The organism is Pleurocapsa minor HA4230-MV1 (assembly GCA_019359095.1).
In the GTDB taxonomy this organism is placed as follows: Bacteria; Cyanobacteriota; Cyanobacteriia; order Cyanobacteriales; family Xenococcaceae; genus Waterburya; species Waterburya minor.
In genome coordinates, this window is the sequence record JAHHHZ010000008.1 from 26,253 (window position 1) to 36,472 (window position 10,220).

Here is a 10,220-nt window from a genome sequence, read left to right on the forward strand (position 1 = left end):
CCTTTTATGCTACTTTAACAAGTAAATAGCAATAAAATATTTGATTCGTAATGGCTAAAATATCGATTTACTTGGATGAGCAAAGATTAAAGGAGTTAGATGAGTTGGTAGACAATTATCCTCATTTAACAAAGCGTAGCCGAAGTGCATTATGCAGCTATCTAATTGAGCAGGAAGCTGCCAAACAGAAACGGCAAAAAATGATCGAGGCAGCTATTGCAGTAGATGATCTGGACTTAGGCTGGAATGAGGAGGAACAAGATTGCGCGATTATCGATGCGGAAGTATCTGGATAGTTAGCTTTGACCCGTCAATAGGAACTGAAATTAGAAAAACGCGACCAGCATTAATCATTTCTCCCACAGATTTCAATCAGGTTAGATCTAAAGTAACTCTATTACCCATATCTTCTACTGCGGTAAAAGCCAAGAAGATTTTACCTGTAATAGTCAGAGTCAAAGCAAGTCAAGACAATGGATTGCAATCTGACAGTACTATCATTGCTATTGAACCTAGTACTTTTGATAAACGCAGATTAGTTAAATATCTAGGTCAGTTAGAAGAAAATTGTTTTGGTGAGGTTAAATCAATACTTAAATCATACCTCGATCTTTAATCTGAATAAATGTGTATAAAGGCGATCACTCTACTGGCGATAAATATCTCGACGATGACCAACTTTAATAATTTCTATGGTCAGTATGGATGATTGAATACTGTAAACGATGCGATAGTCACCGACACGAAGGCGATAATTAGAGTTACTTCCAATCAGTTTTTTACTCCCTGAAGAATATGGATTATCTCCCAAGCTTTCTACCGCCTGTAAAATTCTCGGTATGATTTGCCTGTCTAGTTTCTTTAATTCTTTTTTAGCTGATTGTTTCCACTCAATTTTATATGAGGTCATTTTGTCTCAACTCAGCAACCAGATCTTCATGGCTTGTGGATAATTCATTTCTTCTTTCAGCAATGATCGCTAAATCTGCCAAATCTTCGAGTAATTCTTCAAATTGAGTTATGGATAAAATGACAGCAGTTTTCTCTCCTGCTTCATTAGTGATATAGTTTACAGTCAAATCTCCAGTATTAATCATGTCTAAGATAATTTAGATGATGAAATTAATTATAAACAAGGATTTTGGTAAAGCGATCGCTCTATAATTTAGCGAACCTGACAATGGTGATCTAGTAAGGATCTAGCCAATTCATAATTGTTAGGCTGAGACTGTACTGTATAAGCTTCTTTTTCCAGATCTTGACGCTGAGTATCAACGTATCTTTTGAAAAAAGGTAGAGCTTGGGGAATTGGCTCAAGATCCAAGTCGATCGCCTTAAGTTTACCGTTGCCAGCACAATATTGGGCAGCATGAACACTTTCATGGATCAAAGTCGCTTGACCAAAACCGAGTTCAAACACTATCGGGTTAATCCAAATTGATTTACTCATGGGGAGGAACATACCATAAGGCTTTCTAACTTTGCGCCTTAAACCATCTTCCTGTCTTGGCAAATTAAGATCTGGAGGAATAGCAATATTTACCTGAAACCCATAACTTTCAAGCTGCGTTTTAAGCTGAATAAATTCAGGCTCCGCATTGGGCAACTGGCTAATGAGCATCACGGAACTGACTAACAAAGATTCAAACATCAACTATTACTATATTTTTTTAACTATCAAAATTTTGAAGAATAACAACTGAGATCGCTTCCTATTCATTCCACAACTGATGAATCGTTGGTGTTAAATATTCGGCTAGAGTTGTGGCATCTACTCCTAATTCAGTACGTTCTTGTGCTGCTTTAATCCCTGCTTGAGCGTGCCACCAGGCAGCAGTAGCCACGGCATTAAATAAACTGCTATCCTCAATGATTTTACTTTGGGCTGCCAATCCCCCAGTTAGCCCTGTCAATACATCACCACTGCCACCTCTAGCTAAGGCAGGGCTACTTTGAGCAACTAGCCAAGTCAATCCTTGAGCATTGGCGATCGCTGTTCTAGCTCCTTTAAGTACAACGATGGCGCTGCTTTTTTGGGCTGCGGTTTGGACTGCATTAAGGCGATCGTCTAAATCGGTAACTTCAGGAAATAAGCGTTTAAACTCTCCCAAATGAGGCGTTAAAACCGTGGGTGCAGTGCGTTCATTTAAAACCTCCGCCACATTATGTTGTGCCAAGATATTTAGTCCGTCAGCATCGAGAATTAAAGAACATTCTGACTGTAAGACTTTGGTAACTACTGATTCAGCATTACTAGTCAAACCTGGGCCACAAGCTACTACATCAAACTGACTTAGATCATTTGCTGAGAAAGGTAAAGAGGCGATCGCACCTTCCTTATTTTCAGGACAGCCTATAATCAAAGCTTCTGGTAAGTGACTAGTAAGTAATGGCTTAAGCGATTCTGGCACAGCCACCGACAACATCCCCACTCCACTTGCACGCGCTCCCAAAGCAGTTAGAATAGCTGCTCCTGCATAGGTGCGAGAGCCACAAATTAAGAGCAGGTGTCCCTGACGATATTTATAGGTAACGGCAGGGCGAGGTAGAGGCAAAAAGTCCAGGGCGATCGCTTTAGTTATTTGCTTAACTGGTACAGGTTGGGGTAATACCGACCCGATATGATGTTGTAGCAGACCAAAATCAATTCTAGTACTCTGACCCAAATATTCCAGAGCATGATCCTGAAAGAAAGCTCTTTTCCACAAGCCTAAACAAAGAGTATGAGTCGCTTTAATACTATTGCCCAGCACTACTCCCGTGTCTGTATGGATTCCCGAAGGCAGATCGATACTGACAATTGGTTGAGACCAACTATTAACAAGAGCGATCGCCTGAATGATATTTTCTGGCAACTCGCGAGCCAAACCAAAGCCAAATAAGCCATCAACGATTAATTGACACTGACTTAACGGTTGGATATCTTCATAGAAACTAATCCCTAAACTAGCTGCATAATTAGCATGGTTTGTGGTTAATTCCTTAAGCTTAAAAACAGGACGATATACCTGCACCTGATATCCCGCCAAATATAGTTCACGGGCAATTACCAGCGCATCACCACCGTTATGTCCTGGCCCCACTAAGACTCCGACTAAAGAGGTTGTCGCTAAGGGATACAAACTCATGATTTTGTTGAAACACAAGACCGCTGCCTTTTCCATCAAAGCCGCCACAGGCATTCCTGATGCAAAGATTTGTGATTCAATTTGTCTCATTTGCTCGGCATTAACGATCGCGGTTTCGACTATATTTTCCATCGTCTTCGAGATATCAGCAATATCATCAGGTTATCTCAATTAGAGGGAGAATCAACAAAAATCCTACAGCGATCGCTATTAAAAAATTAATTCTATATTTTCTCTTATTTTCCAACAAGTCTAAGGTGAGGGGAAAGTTTACATCAACTTGATATACATGCGTCATGAATTTGTCATTTTCGATAGTTATTTTAAAATAATACTGCAATGTAATAGTACAATTATACCAAAATAATATTAATGATTGATTAAACTGTTACCCCTTCCAGCTCATCCTCAGTAGACTCGTATAATTCTCTCAACTTCTCTAACTTATCTTCATCCGCATTCCATAAACCCCTTCCTTGAGCTTCGATCGCTCGTGCGACAATATTACGAAAGGCTTCAGGATTAGCTTCCCTTAGTTTCTTTGCCATCTCGGCATCTAACATATAAGTATCGGCAGCTTGGTCATATACCCAGTCATCCTTAAAGTTAGCTGTACCACTCCAACCGATTAAAGCTGTCATCCGTTGCGAGATTTCATACGCACCACCACTACCTTGATCTGCCATAGCTTCCGCCCATTTTGGATTCAGTAGCTTAGTGCGGTATTCCATGCGGAGTAAATCTTTTAACTTGCGCGGGTTAGTATCCTTCGAGAAACTTTCTACAAACGAGGCTTCTACTTCCTTACCACTTTGCTTTTCCGCAGCCAGTTTTAAACCACCAGTGTTGCCATAGTATTCTTGGATGTCCGTTAAACCATATTCTACTGAGTCGATTTCTTGAATTATCTGACTGCTAGTTTCTAATAGTTGTGTAAGTACTTCTGGTCTAGCTTGTCCTTTATCCTTGCGCCCATAACTAAAGACGTTGCGGTTTTTCCAAGTATCAGCAAGTTCATCACTAGATTCCCAGTTACTATCTACCACTTGATCGTTTACTAAAGATCCAAAATCGCCAGCAGGGTTAGAAAACATTCTCGCACTGGCATTAACTATACCCTGAGCTTCTAATATTAAACAGTGCTTACGAATATAGTTATCATCTTCTGTTTCTGTGGCTTCTGCGGCTCGTCGAAATAAATCGTCTAGCAACTCAATAATATTGACAAAGGTATCACGAAAAATACCAGATAGATTAGCTAAAACATCAATGCGAGGATGTCCGACTTCAGCGACTGGTTTCAACTCATAACGCACAATTCTACCCGTACCTTCCTTAACAGGTTCAGCACCAACTAGTTCTAGTAAAATACCTAAAGATTCCCCTTTAGTTTTAATTGCATCCAAACCCCATAACATTACTGCCACAGTTTCAGGATAAGTTCCTTTCTCCTCCAAATTCTGCTGAATAATTTTCTTAGCAATCTCTTTACCTCTTTCATAAGCAGCAGGGGAAGGCATCCGATAAGGATCTAAAGCGTGAATATTTCTCCCAGTGGGCAATACCCCACTACCATCTCGCAACAAATCCCCACCAGGTGCAGGGGGTATATATTCACCATTTAAACCTCGCAATAGATTCGTTATCTCATCGGTATTTTGCGCCAACAAATCCCTAATCTTCTCTCCCTCTTGTAACTTATGAGATAAAACCAAATCATTCTCTAAAACCCTTTGCCCCAAACTAAGCGGGATAAACGTCTTGGCGTCTTGGCGCGAGACAATATCTTTAATCTCACCCTCCGACAAATCCCCATCAAAATACGCTTCCAAATAAGACTTCAAACCTTCTTCACTAGGCTTTTCCCCTAAAACGTGCAACCCAGAAGAGAATAATCTTTGTTCCAATACCTGCAAATATTCATATACCTGGACAAAATATTGATTGATGACATTTTTACTAAATAGCTTGGCATTCTCAACCGTAAAATCAATTCCATGCTTTGATCCCTCGTTGAACTTACAATCTTTCGCTAAACCTGAATCGACAATTTTCTGACAAATAATATCTTTAAGAGCATAATTCTTTTCCGTATCTTCGCGATATTCACCAATTAATTCCCGTAACGCAATCAATTCCTTATACAAGCCTGCCCGACCATAGGGCGGAACATTATGAGATACTAAAACTCCATAACCCCGACGTTTTGCCAAAATTGATTCAGAAGGATTATTAGCTGCATAGATATACAGGTTGGGAATATCTCCTAATAAAATATCTGACCAAGAATAACCCGTATTGCCCAAAGGTGAACCAGGAAGCCATTCGACTGTGCCGTGCATTCCAAAGTGAACCACCGCATCAGCTTGATATTCGTTTTGCAACCATTTATAAAAAGCGGTGTATTGAGGATGGGGAGTTAAATCTTTTTCAAACATCAACCGCATTGGATCTCCAGCAATACCTAAAGGTGGCTGCACTCCTATCCAAACATTGCCTAATTGAATACCGCCAAGTTGAAATTCGTCGCCGTAGGTTTTAAGTCCTGTACCTGTAAGAGACTGCCATTGTTTCTCTACTCTATGGGTTTGTAGATAACCTAACCATTTTTCTAGAGTACGAACATTTACCTGATTAACTGGAGTAGTAGATTCGTCGGCTTCTTTGACCTGTTTGATTATTTCTTCTCCGTCTTGGGGTAATTCTCCTACGTCATAACCTTGGGCTTTTAAAGCTTGAAGGAAGTTGAGTAAACTCTTAGGGACATTTAGTAATGCTGCTGTCCCCGTTGCACCATAACCAGGCGGGAAATTATATAAAATAATTGCAATCTTTCTTTCTAGTGTGGGAGTATGCCGTAAGCTAATCCAATTTTTGAGTCTACCCGTCAGACGATGCAGTCTTTCAGGTACAAGATAAATATCTTCTCCTACTAAACCACCTAACGGCACAGTATCGATCGCCCCATCTAATTCGGGCAGGGAATATAACACCACACTCTGTAAACCCCCTATTCCTTGTCTTGTCCAGGAATGGATATCTTGAATTAATAAAGGTGCAGCAACTATATAAGGTATGTTCTTAGCAGTGAGGATTCGTTTAGCGACTTCTACCTGTCTGCCTGCTTCCATTGAACCTGCTGGGCCACCTACTAGAGGAAAGCCAATGGTAGATACAATCGCATCCACCTTAACTGCATCGTCTTTTAAAGAGAGTATTTCTTTATTACCCTGCTGTCTTTGTTCCTGTTCATAGGTCGTCGTCATCCAGTCTCTAACCGCCACATGACCTTCTACACCATTGATAAAGATAGGTAAGGGAATTAATCCCTGGGATTCAAAGTGTTTAATTAACTGGGGAATATAGGGTTGATGGGTAATAACGTGCTTGCGATATAACAATATTCCAATTACGGGTTTGGGCCTGTCACGATGTAAGGGCGATTCGCGAATCCCCCTATGCGAAGCAGTATCTTTTAGGGCTACGTGGTTTTGATACCATTCCAGATAATCTTTCGGCGACGTAAAATAACCCTGATATTCGGGATGCAATAAACCCATGTTGGGGGTTTCGATTGGTTGGGGAATATCACCGACGGTTAAACCAAGATATTTTTCGGCTAACGTCCAACACATTGAGGCAACATTCTCTGTTCCCCCTGCATTCCAGTAACCATAAATAATCAACCAGTTCCGCAGATCCTGGGCTTTCTTGCCTGGAATATATTTGAGTAATTTAGGGCCTGTTTTTAAGAAACTAATATAACCAGCCAGCTTATCTTCTTCCTTACCGTTACCAAACTTACTGAGGATAAATTTAACAGGCTTGGGCATTCCCTTGGGTTGATCTCCAATGGCAAACTTACCCAACTGCGTCAGACTCATTAACTCTAAAGCTGACTCAAATACTAGTCTGATGGGAATATCTTGCACCCTTTCCCTCAGCCAGATAACTTGATCGTAATCAAAGATCAGGCTACCAAAGAAAACATCAGCAGATTGTAGCGCAGTTTCTACTTTATCAGGAGATGTCGTGATGTCGCGATCGCTAAAAACAATAACTTCTAATTCCCCACACCTGGCAGCAGCCATTGAACCAGCCTGGCGATACAAGTTGGCATTAAAAGATTCAAATCCTGCGATTAAGACAATCCTTTTCATATATCCCAGCTTCTTAAAGTTTCTCTTTAATCTATTTTACTTGATTGATCTGTTTGACAAGCTCGTAAAACAGCATCCTAGTTAATTTGAATAGTATTCTGGTCAGCGCGTTTTTACCCTTGACTGACGAACTTAGTTCCTGATAGCGATCGCTTAATTCTTGAGTCAGTTGATTGTGTTTAATATTTTTGGTTTGAGATAGCACACACACTACCAAATATATAGATTTGGGATGAGATTGTTTAATAAGCCTTTGCGTAATCCACCGAGGGAGAGCTTTACCTTTAGTGTGGAGGGTAATGAGACATATTTGAGCTCAAGATATCTGTATTTGAACGTTATTTTAAAAAGCAACTACATCAAAAAGCGATCGCCCTTCTGCAAAAGAGATCGCCATCATCAAAACTAATTTGGGAAACCTAATTACCTAATTGCACTTCGCCGTTAACTACCCGCACAGGATAGGTAGGAATTTTTATTTCTGGATCGTCGAGATATTCCCCTGTTGCCAGATTAATATTTTGTTTGTAGATCGGGGCTGCGACTTTAATAATACCTTGGCGATCTCCTACTAATCCGCGAGATAAGACATAAGCTTTACTAAAAGGATCGTAGTTACTGAGGGCATAAACTGATTCTGTTTCTCCCAAACGAAAGATGGCTTTCCATTCGCATTGATAGGTATCAACTAGCTGCTGCATTTGCGTCTCTAGTTCGTCACAGATACCTAATGAGTCGTCAATAACCACGCTTTTGAGATAATCTAAACCTCCTTCTAACTTACTAAACCAGACTGAAGTACGCTGAAGTTTGTCCGCCGTGCGGATATAGAACATTAAGAATCGGTCTATATATTTAATCAGAGTTGCCTTGTCGATATCTGTAGCTAACAATACTGCGTGTTGGGGATTCATACCGCCGTTACCACAGACGTAGAGATTCCAGCCGTTTTCAGTGGCAATGATGCCAAAGTCTTTACTTTGGGCTTCGGCACATTCCCGCGTACACCCAGATACAGCAGATTTTAACTTATGCGGCGATCGCAAACCGCGATATCTTTCCTCAACTTCAATCGCTAAACCAGTGGAGTCATCGACTCCAAAACGACACCAGGTACTACCTACACAAGATTTGACTGTCCCTGCTTTTTTGAGTTCAGTTTTGAAAATATCTGTAACTAAAGGAACACAGCCACCGCAACCTGTTCCCGCTTTGGTAGATTTTTTAAGTGCGCCAAGATCCATCACGCCATCAGAAATTGCATTACAAAGATCCATTTTAGAAACGTTGTTACAAGAACATATCTGTGCCGTATCAGGTAAATTATCGACCCCTAATAATGGTGCGGTTGAGCCTTCTCTGGGGGAAACTAATAAATCTTCTGGGTGAGGTGGTAGGGTAATTTGGTTTTGTACCAGTTGCAGCAGATTACCGTAAGCAGAAGCATCTCCAATTAAGATACCACCCAGTAACAATTTGCCATCTTCCGACAACACCAGTTTTTTATAAGTGCCGTTAATGGCATCGGTCAAGGCTAATTCTTTCGCGCCTGGAGTGCGACCAAAGTTATCTCCAAAACTGGCAACATCTACCCCTAATAACTTGAGTTTAGTAGACATATCCGCACCTTCAAAGGTTCTCGATCCTGCTTGGGTAATACTGTCGCTAGCTACTTCTGCCATCCTGTAACCAGGAGCAACTAAACCAAAAATCTGATTATGATAAAGAGCGCATTCACCAATGGCATAGATATTGCGATCGCTGGTAAGACAATGCTCGTTAACCACAATACCATCTCTTTCCCCCAGGGTTAAACCAGATTCCCTGGCTAAGTTATCGCGGGGGCGAATACCAGCGGAAAAGACAATCATATCGGTAGCTAATTCACCACCATCAGCAAATTCCATTTTTACCAGCTTGCCATTGGCACTGACAATATTAGTCGTGGATTTACTGGTATGTACCTGTACTCCTAGCGCTTGAATCTTTTCTTTTAAAACCTCACCGCCAGTTTCATCGATCTGTACGGGCATTAATCTGGGGGCAAACTCGACTACATGAGTTTCCAAACCCATAGACTTTAAAGCATTGGCGCACTCTAAACCGAGCAAACCACCCCCGACAACTACACCAACTTGAGACTGTTTACCCCAAGCCTCCATGTTCTCTAAGTCTTCGATTGTCCGATAGACAAACGTACCAAGGCTATCATTTCCCTTAATCGGCGGCACAAAAGGATATGAACCTGTAGCTAAGACTAGCTTGTCATAATTTATTTCGATACCATTAGCTGAGATTACTTTTTGACGATCTCGATCAATTGCCACAACGCGATCGCCAATATGAATTTCGACATTATTCTCTTGGTAGTATCCTGGTTCAACCAGAGTCAGATCCCCTGCTGTTTTACCTGAAAAGTAACCGCTTAAGTTAACGCGATCATAAGCCACACGGGGTTCTTCGCAGAAGGTAACTAAATTCCATTGTTTTGATACATCTTTTTGTACCATCAACTCTAAGAATTTATGACCAACCATACCGTTACCAACCACGACTAGATTTTTTTTGTTGGTCATTAGATAATTTATTCCATAGCTCTACATACTTCTAATGTACAAATTTTGTTTGAATTTACGGCTGACATTTTGTCTTAATTATATGGTTTGGATGGATAAATTACATCATAGGCATCAATTAACTATTAATGAGGATTGGCCAATTAACGAAAGTAGTAAATCTACTGTTAGTCAATAGCAAAACCCCCGAACTTAATTAATCATGGTGAAGTTCGGGGGTTAATTGCGAGTAAAAAAGGAACCTGGCACTGAGCTATTTTCCCGAGGGGCTACCCCCCAAGTATCTTCGCCGCAACAGCGTTTCACCATCGAGTTCGGGATGGGGTCGAAGTGGGTCCACTGCGCTACTAGCACCA

Annotated in this window: 9 protein-coding genes and 1 rRNA gene; 2 read left to right on the forward strand and 8 right to left on the reverse strand. The window is 40.9% G+C overall.

What is annotated here, in order from left to right; translation table 11 throughout:
• The first annotated feature begins 50 nt into the window (after positions 1-50).
• Positions 51-296: a hypothetical protein gene (locus tag KME09_02055; GenBank protein MBW4532698.1), complete on the forward strand. Its 246-nt coding sequence runs from the start codon at positions 51-53 to the stop codon at positions 294-296.
• The gene (locus KME09_02060; GenBank protein MBW4532699.1) at positions 263-616 is read left to right on the forward strand and encodes a type II toxin-antitoxin system PemK/MazF family toxin; all 354 of its coding nucleotides are present in this window, start codon (positions 263-265) and stop codon (positions 614-616) included. The genes KME09_02055 and KME09_02060 overlap by 34 nt, the downstream gene beginning before the upstream one ends.
• A gap of 30 nt (positions 617-646) precedes the next feature.
• Here the strand turns inward: KME09_02060 and KME09_02065 are convergent, their stop codons facing one another.
• The 8 genes from KME09_02065 to rrf form a co-directional block, all read right to left on the reverse strand.
• On the reverse strand, positions 647-910 hold the full coding sequence (locus KME09_02065; protein MBW4532700.1) for a type II toxin-antitoxin system RelE/ParE family toxin: 264 nt from the start codon (positions 908-910) through the stop codon (positions 647-649).
• A complete protein-coding gene (locus tag KME09_02070) occupies positions 897-1,097 on the reverse strand; it encodes a hypothetical protein (protein ID MBW4532701.1) in 201 nt (66 codons plus the stop codon). The genes KME09_02065 and KME09_02070 overlap by 14 nt, the downstream gene beginning before the upstream one ends.
• A 68-nt stretch (positions 1,098-1,165) precedes the next feature.
• Complete coding sequence (locus tag KME09_02075; GenBank protein MBW4532702.1) at positions 1,166-1,651, reverse strand: hypothetical protein; 486 nt, start codon at positions 1,649-1,651, stop codon at positions 1,166-1,168.
• A 61-nt stretch (positions 1,652-1,712) separates the two neighbouring features.
• The gene (locus tag KME09_02080; protein ID MBW4532703.1) at positions 1,713-3,260 is read right to left on the reverse strand and encodes an NAD(P)H-hydrate dehydratase; all 1,548 of its coding nucleotides are present in this window, start codon (positions 3,258-3,260) and stop codon (positions 1,713-1,715) included.
• A 248-nt stretch (positions 3,261-3,508) separates the two neighbouring features.
• Positions 3,509-7,288 (reverse strand): magnesium chelatase subunit H, encoded by a 3,780-nt coding sequence (bchH, locus tag KME09_02085; protein MBW4532704.1) that lies wholly within the window; start codon positions 7,286-7,288, stop codon positions 3,509-3,511.
• A 31-nt stretch (positions 7,289-7,319) separates the two neighbouring features.
• The gene (locus KME09_02090; protein ID MBW4532705.1) at positions 7,320-7,499 is read right to left on the reverse strand and encodes a hypothetical protein; all 180 of its coding nucleotides are present in this window, start codon (positions 7,497-7,499) and stop codon (positions 7,320-7,322) included.
• Positions 7,500-7,707: 208 nt separating this feature from the next.
• Entirely contained in the window at positions 7,708-9,864 is a 2,157-nt protein-coding gene (nirB, locus tag KME09_02095) for a nitrite reductase large subunit NirB (GenBank protein MBW4532706.1), read from the reverse strand.
• 240 nt (positions 9,865-10,104) lie between these two features.
• Positions 10,105-10,220: ribosomal RNA gene (gene rrf / locus KME09_02100) — 5S ribosomal RNA — on the reverse strand; the annotation flags it as partial.